The organism is Burkholderia sp. Se-20373, assembly GCF_017104705.1.
In the GTDB taxonomy this organism is placed as follows: domain Bacteria; phylum Pseudomonadota; class Gammaproteobacteria; order Burkholderiales; family Burkholderiaceae; genus Burkholderia.
Map to the genome: position 1 here is coordinate 63,875 of NZ_JAAGPH010000004.1, position 15,558 is coordinate 79,432.

Here is a 15,558-nt window from a genome sequence, read left to right on the forward strand (position 1 = left end):
GGCCCCTGTCAACGCTCGCTCAACGCACGGAGATTATCGGCGTTGTAGAAGCTCGGCTTGTAGTGTTGGTCCGCCGACGAGTCGACCGACCACTTCGCGTCCCGTCCGGCCGCGAGCATCGAACCGTCCACGAGATACCGGCCGTCGACGAGGTTGTATTGAGCGAATGCGAGCGTGTCGCAGCTCCCCGTCTCGTACACCGGAATGATGTAGCCCTCGCGAACCTTCGAGATGTTGCCCTGCGCGTCGTAGTCCACCGCGCCGAGGTAGCTCCAGCTGTCTTCGTCGACGTAGAAGAGGCGCTTGGGCGCGGTATGGCGCATCCCCTGCTTGACCGTGGCTTCCACGACCCACACGCGATGGAGTTCGTAGCGACGCTTCGACGGGTTCACGAAGTCGGGGCCGTACGCATCTTCAAATTTCTCCGAGAAGTCGTACATGCCCAGGTCGTTATAGGTAACGATCATTTCCTTCTTGCCGAGCAGCTTCCAGGAGAATCGGTCCGTCTGTCCGGAGAAGACCAGCGCTTCATCCATGTTGTACTGATTGTCGAAGCCGATCTGCGGCGCATCGTACGCATACGACGGCATGCGACGGGTGCGGCGCTGCCCCGGGAAGTAGTAGAAGACTTCGGTCGGCTTGCCGGCGTAGGTCGTGAAGATCGCGGCCTGGCCGGCAATCGCTGCGGGGGACTTGTACGCGTAGTAGGCGTTGCCTTCGACCTGGTTGACCTTCGCGAACGTCGTGCCGGCCTTGTCGCCCCACGGCTGGTAGATCCACGCGTCGGACACGTTCTTGATCCAGTCGGACGCGCCCTTGCGCGGGGAGACGACGGTGATGATGTCGCGCATCTCGACGCCGGCGCCGCGATAGTGCAGCTTCGCGTTCCACATCACTTCCGCGCCGGTCTTGGGCGCAGGGAACGGGTAGCCGGGCAGGTGCGCATCGGCGAGTTCCGATCCGTCGGCCGACATCTTGGCGAAGCCCGCGTTGTTCTTCGTGTTCTCCGCGACGAAATCGGGGACGCCGCACGTGCGCCGGGACGGATAGACCGGCATCGTGAAGCCCTTCAGGTTCTTCAGCAGCGCAATCTGGCCCGGGTTGAGCTTGTCCGCGTACTTGTCGACATTGCTGGCGTCGATCGTGTACAGCGGCTTGTCGGACTTGTATTTGAAGAAATCCGCGCGGCGCTTGCCGTAGCTCCAGCCCGCCCCGACGTTGCCCACGGGGGTCCAGGCGGGAATGCCGCTCGCGGTGCCGGCGATTTCGGCGCCCGACGGCGTATGAGATGCATCCGTCCCTTCCGCAAGCGCACCGGTCAAAGACATCGCGACGGCGGAAGCGATGACGGACAATTTCGCTGCCGATCGGATGAGCGAAGCGGATTTCTTGAAAGCATGAGTCTTGACCACGGCTATCTCCTTGACCTTGACCAGGTAACGTGCGCCCGCCAAAGGGTTGTGCATAGGTGAAAACGGATGAAGGTACCGATTGCCACGTCCATTTATTAGCTATGCGAAATGAATTGGGGTGTGCTTGTACTTTGTTTTACTGAGTCACCGAACTCCAGGTCATCGCCATGACGTGGAAGTTCGTATTGTCCGGCGCCTGGGTGGGGCGCCGGACGGCTTGTCAATGCATGCGGCTATTGGGCGCCCGCCAGGGCCGGATACGGCTTGTTCGACCGGACCGGCTTCGTACGCGCCACTGTCGAACGGGTTCTGGCTTCCGGCTTATGCCGGGACCGACGAGAAGTATTCAGCCGGCTGAGCGTGCCATCCTGCCCAGCGCTTTTCCCAGTAGAGGTTGTGAATCTTCTCGGAGATCGGGCCGGGGCCGTTGTGGTGGCCGAGCGGTTGGTCGTCCACTGCGCTGACGGGCATGATCCCGCCTGCCGACGACGACGTGAATGCTTCGTCCGACTCGCGCAGCTGGGTCGCGGTGTAGGTGCCGATGTTCACCTTGATGCCGAGCTCGGCGGCGATATCGAACACGCTCTGGCGCGTGATGCCCAGCAGGCAGCCTTCAGCCGGCGTGTGGAGCTCCCCGTTCTTGACGAAGAAGACGTTCGCACCGGCTGCTTCGGTGAGGTTGTCGTGTTCGTCGACGAGCACCGCCCAGTCCTTCTCCTGCGTCATGGCTTCGAAGAGCGCGAGCTTCATGTCCATCCAGTGGAAGTTCTTCGCCGTGGGGTCGACCGCCTTCGCGGAAATGCGGTTGTACCGCTTGCTGATCAGCAGGTTCGAGCCGCGCGTGCGGACCTCGTCGTCGGCCTGGAAGAAGAACGGCACGGCAAACGCGAACATCGCGTTCTTCATTGCGCTGCGGTCGCGGCGGTCGACGCTCAGCGGCCCGCGAGTGACGCACCACCAGACGTACGCGTCCTTCAGGCCGGCGTTGCGCACGAGCGTGTGGAGAATGTCCCGGACCTGGTCACGATTGAACGGATTCTCGAGGAAGAACTTCGCCGACGACTCTTCCATGCGCGCGAGGTGATCGTCGAGCCGGAAGAAGTTGCCCCGCGAGACGGTGACGACGTCGTAGGCGGCGTCGGCGTGCAGGAACCCGGCGTCGACGAGCGGGACGGTCGCTTCGGTGATGGGAACGTATTTGCCGTCACAGAAGGCGCTGCCATCTTCATAGCGGGGTTCATGTGGAGCGCGAGCATGCAGCGGATTCTCGTGCATGATCTGCTGGACTTGAATGATTGCCATGGTAATTACCTTTCGCTCCCGAGGGAGAGTTGTCGTTCGATGTTGACGTCAAAAGCGACCGGATCGCGGTGCGCTTCCTTGCGGATTGCTTACTTCCTGGCTATCCGGCGTGAAGTCTGCCATATGACTTGATCAAGTGACCGTGTAGTGGAAAGTATTGCTCGAAAAATTCCTTGTCGATGAAGGTTAACCCTCTGTGATGCTTGCCTCGATACGCGAGCGGCGAGCAGACTCGTGCTTGCCGGTCGGTGATCGTCGAGCGCCCATTCCGGCGGACCAAACCGATCCGCCTGGGTCGCGAGGCTTCGGTGTGTTGCGAGCGTCGCGTCAAGCCGCGTGATGTCGTCTCCCTCATCATCCGGTCACATGCGCTGCAAATCTTGCGCGGCAGCATGACGGTTCGTTCCCTGAAGCGTCTTACTTTGGCTTGCCGGTGGCAATACAGATTATTACCGAGTCATGTGACTTGGCCAAATGATCAAAAAAGACGTTAGTATGGATCTTCACGGGCGATCCGGAAGGGTGAAGACTCGCCCTCGATACCAAATGACATGGAGCGAGCAGATGCCGATTTTCGAAGCAGACCATCTCCGCAAGGCGTTCATCGGCGGCCGTTGGGCGGAGCCGGTGAACGGTGGTGTGGAGCACGACATCATCAATCCGGCGACGGGCGAAGTCTCCGGCGCGTTGCTGTTCTCCGACGAAGCCGATGTGAACCTGGCCGCGCAGGCGGCGCGCGACGCGTTCGCGGCATTCGCGAACACGCCGCTCGTCGAGCGGCTCGCGATGCTCGAGCGCGTGATCGCTGCCTACACCGAGCGGTTGCAGGATATGGCGGACGCCATCACGCTCGAGATGGGCGCGCCGATGGACGCCATTTCTCGCCCGCTTCAGGCGGCACTGGGGCTCTGGCACCTTCATACGACCCTGGAAGTGGCGAAGCGGTATCCGTTCGAACGCACCCAGGGCACGTCGCGGATCGTGAAGGAGCCGGTGGGGGTGTGCGGGTTGATCACGCCATGGAACTGGCCGATGAACCAGGTCATGTGCAAGGTGGCGCCGGCGCTGGTGGCGGGTTGCACGATCGTGTTGAAGCCGAGTCAGAATGCGCCGTACTCGGCGATTGTTCTCGCCGAGATCCTCGAGAAGGCCGGCGTACCTCCCGGCGTATTCAATCTCGTGCAGGGCTCCGGGCAGCGCCTGGGCAGGGCCATCGCGTCCAGCCCGCTCTTCGACATGGTGTCGCTGACCGGTTCGACGAGCGCCGGCGTGGAGGTCGCTCAGGCCGCTGCGACGACGATCAAGCGGGTGACGCTGGAACTGGGCGGAAAATCGGCGAACATCATTCTGGACAGCGAAAACTTTCAGCAGGGCGTCACGCATGGGGTGCTCCAGATGATGGCCAACTCCGGCCAGACGTGCACCGCGCCTTCGCGCATGCTGGTGCCGGCGCATCGGCTCGGGGAGGCAGAGCAGATTGCCGTCGCGGCGTGCGCGCAGGTCGTCGTCGGTGATCCGCGCGATCCCGGTACGACCATGGGGCCAATGGCGAACCAGCGCCAGCATCGCAAGGTGCAGGAGATGATCCAGACGGGCATCGACGAGGGCGCGGTGCTCCTGTCGGGCGGGCTCGGCAATCCCGCCGGCCTGGAACGAGGCTACTACGTCAAGCCGACGGTCTTCAGCCGCGTGAACAATCGCATGACGATTGCAACCGAGGAGATTTTCGGCCCCGTCCTGGTGATCATCCCGTATCAGGACGAATCGGACGCGGTCGCCATTGCCAACGACTCGCCGTACGGATTGTCCGGCTACGTTTATGGCGACTCGATCGAACAGGCGGAGCGCGTCGCCAGACAGTTGCGGACCGGGATGGTGCATTTGAACGGCGCGCCCGTCGACATCGCGGCGCCGTTCGGTGGGTACAAGCAGTCCGGCAACGGACGGGAGTGGGGCGACGCCGGCATCGAGGAGTTCCTCGAGACGAAGTCGATGTTCGGCGCAGCGCCGGGCGCCGTTAGCTAGCGGGAATCGACGACGGGCGCCCGGCGGTATGCGGACGCCCGTCTACGGAAAGGCGACAGGATCGAAGCCTGTCATGGCGCATCGTGTGGATGCGCTTCGTCGGGTTACCGGCAATGGCGCAATGACACGCCACGGCGACGCTCAAGCCTGTACCGTCGAGTGCGAGAGCGAGGTGGCAAACGCCTCCAGAGCCGCACTGGCACTATCCAGGTTCGCCTTGAGCTGGCGCATATTCGTGTCTCCGTGCCAGCTGTTCAGCAATCCATCGATCAGGATGATGCTCATTCTGGCGACGGATTCAATCGCGTCAGGGTTGACTTGTGGCGCGCACTTGCCGAGGTAAGCGATCGTTCGCTCGATCGTCTGGACATAGGTTTTCAACGCGAAATCGGGGCGATGACGCGCTGCCCACTGGATCAGTTCGGACTGTGCTCGGGCATACGAAGGATGCTGCACGAGCCATTCGACATTCTTGCGCAGCTGCCATCCGGCGAGTTCGCCGAAAGACTGAAATTCCCGGTCAGCGGGGGCGTTCGCCGCGAGCAGGTCGAACAGGGATTCGTAAACCGCGTCGAACAGATCGTCCTTGGTATGGAATACATAATGCAGCGATGCCAGAGGGCAGCTTGCGGCTTCAGCGATTCGCCGCGTGGTGGCTCCAGCGACGCCGTGCGCGGCGATGACTTCAACGGCAGCGTCAACAAAATCTTGTCGCCGCAACGCAGCGCGAACTCTTGTCATTGGTAAACTCCGGTACCCGAAAATCCTCTTCCGTTCACGTCGTACACAGGCGTAGTGTTTATCCGTGATACATGGTCAAGTGACCATAACGCCTGTGAATTATGTCGGCTTCTTGAAAGTTTGTCCATGAATGGAGCAGACCGCAGGTGCCCTGAATATTCAGTTCGCTTGTTCGAGCGGATTCTGGAAAATGAGATCGTTTGACTTGATCAATTGATCGGTCAACGTTAAGCAGACAAAGAGGCGCTGTCGATGGAGGTAAACCCGTGAGCGCGAGAGCGGCAACGTCAGACCGAGGGCTGCCTGCCGGGAGGGTCGGGTTTCGATGCGAATGGAAACGGGGTGCTTGGTCGCAGCCTGTGTGGATGTTGCCCGTTATCTCGCGTCGAACATGTGCGTCCGGACGCGCGCAACGGTTCCTGAACGCACCTTCGAGTCGAGCTTGCGAGTAGGGCGGCGCATGAGACGAAGTTGCAAACGTCTCGCGCCGCGCACCGTGCGGTCATCCTGAAGAGGCGACGCGTCGCCGTCGCCATGAGGGCACCGGGGAGCCGGCGCCTCGGGGCAGGTGGCGGCAGCTTACTGCTTCCGTGCCGACTTGCGAGGCGTCTTGGCGGCAGGGCGAGCGGCCGACAGCGTCGTCGCATAGGCGGCCAGCATCTTGCTGGCGTGGTCGACATCGGCGGCCAGACGCTTCGAATCTTCCTGGGCAAACCACGAGAAAAGCAGCCCGTCGACCAGGGCAATGCTCAGCCGCGCGATGGCATCCAGCGCCTTGGCATCCGCGCGAGGCTCGGCGGCGGCCAGCATGGCACGGGCACCTTCCTGGGATATGCGAAGGGCGCCAATGGCCATGTCGGGCTGATGTCTGAGGGCCCACGTGTACAACTCTGATTGCGTCTTCGCGTATGCCGGGTTGGCTTCGAACCAGGCCATCACGGAGCGCAGGTTGAACTCCGCCAGTTCCGACAGGGTGCCGTGCTCCGGCGCCTCGGGGCTATCCGAGCGGATCAAGTCGATCAGGGATTCGTAGACGGCGAACAGCAGCTCGTCCTTCGAGTGAAAGACGTAGTGCAGGGAAGCCAGTGGGCATCCTGCAGCCTCGGCGATGCGACGGGTCGTGGCACCCTTCACACCGTGCTCTGCAATCACCGCGACAGTCGCCGCTACGAGGTCCTGGCGGCGGACTTCAGCCCGTACTCGCTGCATAGGCCAGCGCTCCGTTTTATGTCTTCGTCCATAGGCGCTACCCATGCAGGGTAGTCGAATCCTCGGATATTAGCATGACGATGGGCGGCATTTCGCAAGCAATGCAAGGCGTTGTCCCGCACGGATGTTACGCCGCCGTGGCGGCGTGAGACGTGCCGTTCGCAGCGACGTGCCGGGCATGGTGACGACGTCGATGCGTCGCGACGCCGGACGAACATCGCCACTGTGATGCGATTCGGCGGCATGCGTCCTGAGCCAGGAGGCGGCCGCGTTCATCATGGATCGGCCCTGCGCATCAAGCGGTGCTCCGCTCGTCGAACGGCGCATGCGTTCCTGCTTCGATGAGGCTGTCTCGGAGCAGCGCAGGTACGGTGACCGTCACACGTGCACGGTAAAGCAGCCGTGCGGATCGTGGAAGGGGCGCCGCTGCGTTGGCTCGTGCGGCGCCTTCATGACGAGGCTAATGGAAACTCCGTATTCCCAATGTCCTGTCGAAGCATAAGACTCGTACCTGTGGATTCGTGGTCATTTGATCAAGTCAACCGTCTGCACCGCGATCGTGACGCTGAGCATCATCTGGTGCGGCGAATTCCCCGCGCCGGGGCATGTGCATCACCACCGCGCGCGTCAGCCGCCCTTCACGAACGGCGAACACCCGGATCCGATTGGCATGCGGCTTGCGTGATAGGCATATGACCAAGTCTAATGATTCGTGTGGTTGACTTGAAAGAAGGATGTTTCTCGGTAGTGTGGTCAACGACAACGATAGGGAATACGAATGAGCCATGTGATTGCCGTCTTGGGCCTGGGTGTGATGGGGTCCGCCATTGCCGCCACCCTGATTGACGATGGTGCGGAAGTCGTCGTCTGGAACAGGAAGGCTGAAAAGGCGCAGCGTCTGCGCGAACTGGGAGCCCGGGTTGCCGAGCGCGCCACCACCGCCTTTGATGAGGCGGACGTCATCGTCGTCGTGACGGCAACACCGGTTGACCTCGCGGCGGACTTCGAGGCGCTGGGCGAGCGCCTGAAAGGGAAAACGGTGGTCAATCTGGCCACGGGGCGCCCGTCCGAGGTGCGGAAGCTGGATCAAATCGTGCGTGGCGCCGGAGCAAAATTCATCAGTGGAACAATCCAGTGCTTCCCGCCCGATATCGGCCGCGAGAACGCCGTCATCCTTTTTGGCGGCGACGAGAAGATCTGGAGCGAAGTGGAGCCTCTGCTCCGGAAGATTGCGCCGCAATCCACCTACGTCGGTGCACGACCTGACGTGCCGAACGTGCTCGATGCCGGGTTGACGGGCACGTTCGTTTTTGGTGCTGGCGCAGCCTTCCTGGAAGGCCTCAGATTCGTGGTGAACTCGGGCATTTCGATCGACGAGATTCGCGACCTGATCCCAAACTATCTCGCCGGTCAGACTCACTTCATCGAAGGTCTGTTCGAGTCCGTGGCGGCGTCCGACTATCAACCGCGCGGAGCGGACCTCGACATCTACGCGCGAGCGACCGAACTGTTTCAGCAGGCGCAGGAAGATATCGGACAGCCGCCGCGAATTCTGAAGGCGCTACGCGAGCGCATCCTGTCATCCATTGCAGAAGGCAGTGGTGACCGAGGATACGCTGCGCTTTTTAATCATTGACAATTTGTTGGAGGAATCATCATGTCGTTGCAGCGCCTTTCAAGTAATAGCACTCCTGAAGATCTTGCCAATGCAGTCAGGCAGGATGGTGGTGCGATCGTCAAGAACTTTCTCGATTCCGATTTGCTTGCGCGAATCCAGCGTACGCTTTTTGACACGCTCGAGTCGGCTCCGAACGGAGTAGACGATTACTTCGCCGGGACACAGACGCGTCGCGTCTCGCGTCTCTTCGCGCGTACCGACTGGATGGCCGAGGTTGCATTGCATCCGCTCTACCTGGGTGCGGCGCGCAGCATCCTGCAGACGCCGATCAAGATCTGGAGCGGCGAGAACCAGGTTGATGTCGCGCCCGATATCCAGGTGGGGGTGACGCAAGCCATCCAGATTCTGCCGGGTCAGGGCCTTCAGCCGTTGCATCGTGACGATTCCGTATGGCTCTGGCGGCACCCGAACTATGGGCGCGAAGCGCGGTTCCAGGTGATGGTGGCCGTATCGGACTTTACGGCGGCAAACGGCGCCACGCTCGTCATCCCGGGTAGCCACAAGTGGGACGACGAGCGCATGCCCAGGCAGGAGGAAGCCGTTTCCGCGGAGATGTCCGCCGGCGATGCGCTGTTCTTCATCGGCTCGACGTATCACGGCGGCGGGAAGAATACCAGCGACGCCCCGCGCACCGGCCTGACGATGTCGTATGACCTGGCGATCCTCCGCCAGGAAGAAAACCAGTACCTCACGCTGCCGATCGAACGCGTGAAGCGCTATCCGGAAGAGCTGCAGCGCCTGCTCGGCTGGACGTACGGCACGACGTTTGCCGGCTTCGTCGAGCGTAACGGTCAAATGTCGGATCCGAACGACCTGTTGAAGATGAAGGATTTCCTCGAGGTCGGGCATTTCGATTAATGCACGGGTTGGGTGGTGGAATCCTGGCCCGGTTTTCACGCGGAAATCGGGCGATTCCATCATCTGGAGGCATCGTGGTCGCTCGACGGGATGCCTGGATCGGTGCAGAGCGAGCAAGCCTGATTTTGCGATTTTTCGGTTGGATGCAGCAGTCTTCGAAACAGTACCGGTATGAATGCGAGCAAGAGGGCGATTCGATGCCTCGTCGCGATCTCGTATTCGTGCAAACGACAAGGAGTCGATCGTGAGTGTCGAAATCAAGGGAATCCGAAAAATCGCGCTGCTTTATACCGGGGCCGTGGTCTGGACTCCCACCTATCTGCTCCCATTCAGCATCGAGGAATCGATGGCCCGGTTCGGGCTGTCCGAAAGCACCGCTGGCTGGCTTGCGTCCGCGGTGCTGCTCTGTCTTTCGCTTTCCATCATCTTTTTCGGTCGTCATACGGCGACGTTGAACAAGAGAACGGGTGCGCTCGCTGCGGCAGCGCTTGCGGTTCTGTCGACGTGTGCGATGTTTTCACATAATTTCTACGTATTCGTCGCCGCAAAGCTGGTTCTCGGCGCCGCCTTGGGCGTCAGCTGCGTGTGCGCGTATGGGGTGATTGCACACGTCAAGCACCCGGAGAAAGTCGCGGCGCAAGTCGCCGTGGCGATGGCCATCATATTTTCCTGTGCGATGTACGTCGTACCGATCCTGAATGTGAAGATGGGTCATATCGGGGTGGATGCCGTCCAGCTCGCCGTGGTCGTGGCGGCGTTGTTTTTCGGCGCGTTCATGCATCCTGCGGTCAACGCAAGCGAGGAAGCGGTCGGGAAGGACGCCATCAAATCCAGTGACGTCCGAGGGATTCTGATCAGCGCATTCCTCATCTACGTCTCACAGACGGCCCTCATGGGATTTGCCGCTGAGGTCGCTGCAACCCGGGGCGTCGAAGCGGAGCAACTCGGCATGCTGTTCATGCTCAATGCGGCCCTCCAGTTGCCGGTGGGGGTGGCGGTCAACTGGCTGGGCGATCGCTTTGGTCTGTTCAAGCCGATCGCACTTGGACTCGCGCTGTTGATCGCATGCAGCCTGGGCATGTATTGCGTGGGCGGCAAGTGGGCGTTTCTCGTGTCGACGGCGCTCGTCAGTGCCGGCGCCACGCTGGTGGCGCCTTATATGGTGGGGGCACTTTCGCAAATGGATGCCAGCGGAAGAAGCACTGCGACCTGTGCGTCGGCAATCAATCTCGGCCTGGCGGTCGGCCCGGCGATTGCCGGCACGGTGTTCAGCGTGGCCGGTTTGCGCGCGGTCGGCTGGCTTTCCGTCGGGTTGCTGGTGGTGCCGATCCTTCTGACCAGCGTGGCGATCCGGCAGTTCAAGGCAAAACATGCCGAAGCCGCTGTCGCCTGACGTGCGCGATGAAGCGATCAACCGAGCGCGGCCGCACTGACCGCACCGGTACCCGGGCGGCGCCAGCATGCCTGACATGCCAGTGCGGCGCAGACATCTCTCGGAAGCGTCCTCTCGCGTCGACAGGCAGCGCGAAAAACTGCCTTGAACGTGGACGATGAACACAGCGGCAGACAAACCTCTCGACGATCACGGAATTTTTTCATGGAACTCAAATTCTATCTTTATTGCCTGGCTGATCTCGCGTTGATCGTGACTTCGTTCATTTGTGGCGTGAAGTACTTCCGAAAGCGCAACGGCCTTCTTGGATTCGAGTCGCTGGTCGTGACGTTCTCGGCGACGAATTTGATGATCAATGCCTTGACCGACAAGACGATCTTTTTCAGTATCTCGCTTTTCTGCGACGCGTTTTCAAGAGGCTTCGGCGTGCCGATCATCATCGTTGCGGGGATGATGGCGGTTACGCATCGATATAAGCCATCGATGGTCGGCGACGTTTTGTATGCGGTGGGTGCACTGGTGGGGACGGCTATTTTGTGGACCGCGGATTTCATGGTTGGACCCAAGCCGTATTTCTATCTGGTGATGTGGTCTTTGTTCTCGTTTTACCTCATTTACGTTGTCAAGAAATTGGCGAATGCCGGAGAGTATCGTAATGCTGCGAGTGTGGTCCTGACACTCGTATCTACGCAGGTCATTGCGAGCATCTACGACTTCCTTCATATCCCTGGCGACAGCGATCATATGATTTTCTATATATTTGCATTGCTGTCGTGGTCTTATATGTCAGTTTCGTTGTATTACGCCTATTGTGCGCTGGAACGGGTGCAGGAAAGGGAAGGGAATCTGATTCGAGGTTATACCCTGGGCCGCCTGGAGCGAAAGCCGCAGTAATTGTCGCGCTCCTGCGGGAATGTATTTGAATCTTCATGCGAGAGATCGGATATGGCTACCTTGATCGTGAGTTATCCCGCTGTAGAGGGTATGGAATTTGATCGCGAGTACTATCTTGCCACCCACGCCTCGCTCGTACGTGAGGCGTGGGGCGAATGTGGCCTCCAGTCGGTGGAGGTTCTGTTTCCGGCTCCGGGCCCACAACCTTTTGCCTGCGTCACGCTGCTGCGTTTCAACGATCAGGCTGGAATCGACGCCGCGCTGTCGTCCGCCAGAACAGCCGAGGTGGTCGGCGATGTGCGGAACTTCACCCAGGTCCAGCCGGCGATCTTCCGGGCGGGCGACTGATTGGCACGACGTGATGCCTTGCGCGGAAGCGCGTGCGGCGCCGCGCTTGGCGGCCTTCCGGCGCGTTGTCGCGCCCCTGTTGGGCAATGAGCGTGCCGTTGCTGGAAGGGGGGGCAGCAGACGGAATGGGCGACGGCAATTTGACGAAGACGCGGTTCGGTAGTGAATCGCGTGTTGCCTGACACCACGCCGATCAATCGCTCGCGAGGCCACTCAGGGCGTTGACGCCGGAAGAACTCACCGGGGAATACAGCCTTCGGCCGTGGGCCGAAGGCGCGTGGAACGTCCGGTATTAACGCTGCACCGTGTCCAGGATATCCAGGCGGCTCACTGCCACCGCCTTCTGCTTGATCGCACCAAACGCCGTTTCCGTCGCCTCGAGCGTACGCGCGATGTCTTCGTCGGTATGGCTCGCCGTAAAGAACATGTTGTGCCACGGGTGGAGATAGGCGCCATTCTTGATGACTTCCGAAGCCCACGCCCGGCCGCGCGACACGAGCTCGTCGTCACCCGCGAACAGCATCTGGGGCATGACGCTCGGCCCGGTCTGCTTGAGTTCGAAGCCATGCCGCTCGGCTTGCTCGGCGAGGCCGGCACGCAGCTTGTCCGCCAACCGCGTGGTGTGTTCGAGGTAGTCCGTTTCACGTACCAGGCGCAGCGTTTCGATGGCCGCGGCCATCGGCACGGCCGAGAGCCAGTAGGAGCCCGTGACGAAGATGTTCGTCGCGGCCTCTCGTGCCTTGTCCGAACCGAGCACCGCCGCGATCGCATAGCCGCCGCCGATGGCCTTGCCCCAGCAGCTGAGGTCCGGGTGCACGCCCCAGTCCGACCATGTGCAATCACGCGACAGGCGCAGCCCCGTGCGGACCTCGTCGACGACCAGAAGCGCTTCCTGCTCGTCCGCGAGGCGACGGCATTCCTTCGCGTACTCGATCGACGGGAAAAACTGGTCGTAGAGCACTTCGTGCCGGAACGGCGTGGCGTAGATGGCCGCTACGTCACCGTCGACGCTCTTGACGGCGGCGTTGAGGCTCTCGATATCGTTGTACTCGAAGTAGACGACGTGAGCGCGGTCTTCCTTGGTAATCCCCGTCGTATAGGGTACGTTCCACGGGGATGCACCATGGTACGTGCCGCGCGCAACGAGGATCTTCCGCTTCTCGCGATACGCGCGCGAGATCACCATGGCCATCGACGTGGCGTCCGAGCCGTTCTTGCAGAACATCGCCCAATCGGCGTGGCTGACCTGTTGAGTGAGCGCCTCGGCAAGCTGAACCATCACCTCGCTGGGGCCCGTCGCCGTGTCGATCTTCTGCAACTGGAGGGCCGCGGCTTGCTCGATCCGCTCGTTGCCGTAGCCGAACAGGTTCGTGCCGTAGCCACATACGTAGTCGATGTACTGGTTGCCGTCGACGTCCCAGAGATGGGTGCCTTTCGCCTTTGCGAAGTACAGCGGGAAATCCTCCGTCAAATACTTGACGCTCTGGTGACCGTACATCCCGCCCGGGATGACCTTTTCGGCTCTTGCGAACCACTCGTTCTTCCTTGCCAGCCTGTCCATGCTCGACTCCTTGTGAAAAATTCGTTCCCGGAACGTCAGACCCGATTTCAATTCGCTTGACTGAGTCATATGACCATGTATTCGAGCCCTCCGGAATGTTGGGGAATGCCGCATCCGAAATCTCGCGTCTCGGCGGTGGATCGATGTGCCGACTAAGCTCGCTCCGCGAATGCAGCCTTGCTGCGTCACGCGCTTGGGTGTCCGTCGTCAGTTCATGTGACTTGGTCATTTGACCGAATCTAGTGTCTATAAATGTCGTCCAGACGGAAATTGGCGTTTTCCACTAGTGCTGCCCGGCAGTGGATCAACGTCAGGTGCGCCATGCCACGGCGATGGGGAGGAGGCGAGTCGAACGGCGGCAGTTCGGCGGCGTGCGCGGTGCGGCGTCGACATCCGATCCGCATGATGGAAATCCCCGCTCCAGCTGTCGAGCAGGGATGCAGGGCGATCAACGCGGGGATGCGGGCTGGGCGGCGGCGGCGGTGGACTTCCGCGAGAAGATTTCGCGGCGGGAGATAGCTGTGTGTACAGGCGTGTTCAGGCGCACGGTGCGCGCATGGCAGGGGCAGGCTGATCGACACAGTCGGAAGTATCCGCAGCGTGCGGGCCCGCGCGTTCTCGACGCATGGCCTCATACACTGTCTGGTCGGTTCAAGACCGAAAGCCGCCGACCGAAGCGCAAGCAGCGCGCTACGCGGATCGCGTTCGACACGATCCGCGCGCGCGGCTACGCCGGCATGTTCGATCTTTCCGGATGGCGCCTATTGGCTCGAGTCGTAGTGCTCGATATGGTAGAGAACCATGAATCCCGGGCTGAGTACAAGAAGGAGTCCGGCAACGAGAGAGATTGCGACAAATAAGCGCTTCACCATGATCACGCTCCTGAGTTGGATGAGGTGCAATAGAAAGTCGGCTCTTGAGGGCCATCCCCGGAAAGGCGCGCGATCCCCGCATTGTTCTCAAGATCGCAACGCGATTCGTCGGGTCGATCTTCATGGGGTGTCTCGCTGGCGGTGATGCTGTCGTGGCCGGTGCATGTGCATCACGGAATCCGTGGAGGGCGGGGGCCCTCCCGGACGGATGCAGGCGTCTGTTTGAGGCTCAGAGACCGAGATGCGTCGCGATATCGTCGTAGTCGACTTGCCACAGGCCCGGCGTGCCGGCCGGATATTGCGAGCGGAAGCCGATGATTCGCTGAACGCGTTTCGACAGGCGCCTCACGGTGTCCATCTCGACGATGAAGGGATACGCTTCCTCCGGCGTCAGGTAGGACGGTTGCATCGGAATCGTGAGCCCGCGCCGGCGCTCGTTCTTCGTCACGTTCGCGCCGCCGCCGTGGATCACCTTGCCGCTGAACAGCAATGCGTCGCCGGCATCCATCTCGGCGGCAATGGTCATGTCGGGCGTGCCCTTGCTGTCGAAGTAATCCTCGTCCCAGTTCTGGCTCCCCGGAATGATTCGGGTGGCGCCGTTTTCCTCGGTGAAGCGCGTCAGCGCAATCATGAGGTTGGTGAATACCGTCGGCCCGTTGACGCCGAGCGCGCACAGGGGCGGGAAATTGCCGACGTCGCGATGCAGCATCTGTGCCGTGTTGCCCGGGCCGATGTCGATGACCTGCGCGGTCGAAAGCCACCAGTCGCCGGACTCTTCACGGTAGAGCACCTCGCCGAGCTCATGGAAGAGTTCGTCATCCAGAACGTCCCCGAACGTCTTGCTGTGCGTGACCATGTTCGTCAGGCGCTTCGTATAGGTGCCGTGGAATTCCTTGATCAGTTCGTTGTCGTGCGACGACCCTTCGCGAAGCCGCTCGAGCGGCGCATCGACCTCGCGATTGATGTTCGCGACCTGCTCCTGGGTCAGATAATTCTTGATCCGGACTCCACCATATTGATTCATGAGCGACACGATCTCTTGCGCGCTGGTCTGCTTGGGGACGGTGGGGAGCGTGTCCTGAATGGTCTGAATGTTTGCGTTCATGGTTGCCTCAAAGTTGCGTGGACGGGTAAATCAGACGCGGCGTCACGTGCTGATTCGGGTGGTGATCCAGACCTCAAGTCGAATAATTGACTGAGTCATTTGACCGTGTATGCCTTCGCTCTCAGTCATACGTTCCTTTCACGCCGGTTGACGGAGCCCG

The 15,558-nt window shown here is 60.9% G+C and carries 13 protein-coding genes; 7 read left to right on the forward strand and 6 right to left on the reverse strand.

The features are described 5' to 3' along the window. Positions 1 to 8: 8 nt before the first annotated feature. Both G3N96_RS02305 and G3N96_RS02310 read right to left on the reverse strand, forming a co-directional pair. A complete protein-coding gene (locus G3N96_RS02305) occupies positions 9 to 1,328 on the reverse strand; it encodes a DUF1329 domain-containing protein (protein WP_124579393.1) in 1,320 nt (439 codons plus the stop codon). 405 nt (positions 1,329 to 1,733) lie between these two features. After that, entirely contained in the window at positions 1,734 to 2,714 is a 981-nt protein-coding gene (locus tag G3N96_RS02310; RefSeq protein ID WP_124579391.1) for an aminotransferase class IV, read from the reverse strand. A 564-nt stretch (positions 2,715 to 3,278) separates the two neighbouring features. Here G3N96_RS02310 and G3N96_RS02315 point away from each other — a divergent pair. Continuing rightward, positions 3,279 to 4,739, forward strand: a complete 1,461-nt coding sequence (locus G3N96_RS02315) for an aldehyde dehydrogenase family protein (protein ID WP_206136100.1) — start codon at positions 3,279 to 3,281, stop codon at positions 4,737 to 4,739. 141 nt (positions 4,740 to 4,880) lie between these two features. Here the strand turns inward: G3N96_RS02315 and G3N96_RS02320 are convergent, their stop codons facing one another. Next, on the reverse strand, positions 4,881 to 5,480 hold the full coding sequence (locus G3N96_RS02320) for a TetR/AcrR family transcriptional regulator (protein WP_206136101.1): 600 nt from the start codon (positions 5,478 to 5,480) through the stop codon (positions 4,881 to 4,883). A gap of 579 nt (positions 5,481 to 6,059) precedes the next feature. After that, a complete protein-coding gene (locus G3N96_RS02325; protein ID WP_206136102.1) occupies positions 6,060 to 6,689 on the reverse strand; it encodes a TetR/AcrR family transcriptional regulator in 630 nt (209 codons plus the stop codon). A 778-nt stretch (positions 6,690 to 7,467) separates the two neighbouring features. On the opposite strand from G3N96_RS02325, the gene G3N96_RS02330 reads away from it, so the two are divergent. The 5 genes from G3N96_RS02330 (at position 7,468) to G3N96_RS02350 (ending at position 11,860) form a co-directional block, all read left to right on the forward strand. After that, positions 7,468 to 8,325 (forward strand): NAD(P)-binding domain-containing protein, encoded by an 858-nt coding sequence (locus G3N96_RS02330; RefSeq protein ID WP_241022431.1) that lies wholly within the window; start codon positions 7,468 to 7,470, stop codon positions 8,323 to 8,325. Between the two features lie 21 nt (positions 8,326 to 8,346). After that, positions 8,347 to 9,225: a phytanoyl-CoA dioxygenase family protein gene (locus G3N96_RS02335; RefSeq protein WP_175238298.1), complete on the forward strand. Its 879-nt coding sequence runs from the start codon at positions 8,347 to 8,349 to the stop codon at positions 9,223 to 9,225. 244 nt (positions 9,226 to 9,469) lie between these two features. Beyond that, complete coding sequence (locus tag G3N96_RS02340; protein WP_346778868.1) at positions 9,470 to 10,618, forward strand: MFS transporter; 1,149 nt, start codon at positions 9,470 to 9,472, stop codon at positions 10,616 to 10,618. A 204-nt stretch (positions 10,619 to 10,822) separates the two neighbouring features. Further along, positions 10,823 to 11,512 carry a hypothetical protein gene (locus G3N96_RS02345; RefSeq protein WP_206136104.1) on the forward strand — a complete coding sequence of 230 codons (690 nt, stop codon included), beginning with the start codon at positions 10,823 to 10,825 and terminating at the stop codon, positions 11,510 to 11,512. A 51-nt stretch (positions 11,513 to 11,563) separates the two neighbouring features. After that, positions 11,564 to 11,860, forward strand: coding sequence for an EthD family reductase (locus G3N96_RS02350; protein ID WP_124579375.1), 297 nt, complete (start codon positions 11,564 to 11,566; stop codon positions 11,858 to 11,860). Positions 11,861 to 12,152: 292 nt separating this feature from the next. On the opposite strand, the gene G3N96_RS02355 is transcribed toward G3N96_RS02350, so the two are convergent. Continuing rightward, on the reverse strand, positions 12,153 to 13,421 hold the full coding sequence (locus tag G3N96_RS02355; RefSeq protein WP_206136105.1) for an aminotransferase class III-fold pyridoxal phosphate-dependent enzyme: 1,269 nt from the start codon (positions 13,419 to 13,421) through the stop codon (positions 12,153 to 12,155). A gap of 437 nt (positions 13,422 to 13,858) precedes the next feature. Between G3N96_RS02355 and G3N96_RS02360 the strand changes: the two genes are divergently transcribed. Further along, entirely contained in the window at positions 13,859 to 14,281 is a 423-nt protein-coding gene (locus G3N96_RS02360; protein WP_206136106.1) for a hypothetical protein, read from the forward strand. A 241-nt stretch (positions 14,282 to 14,522) separates the two neighbouring features. Here the strand turns inward: G3N96_RS02360 and G3N96_RS02365 are convergent, their stop codons facing one another. Continuing rightward, positions 14,523 to 15,398, reverse strand: a complete 876-nt coding sequence (locus tag G3N96_RS02365; RefSeq protein WP_124579369.1) for a phytanoyl-CoA dioxygenase family protein — start codon at positions 15,396 to 15,398, stop codon at positions 14,523 to 14,525. Positions 15,399 to 15,558: the final 160 nt, after the last annotated feature.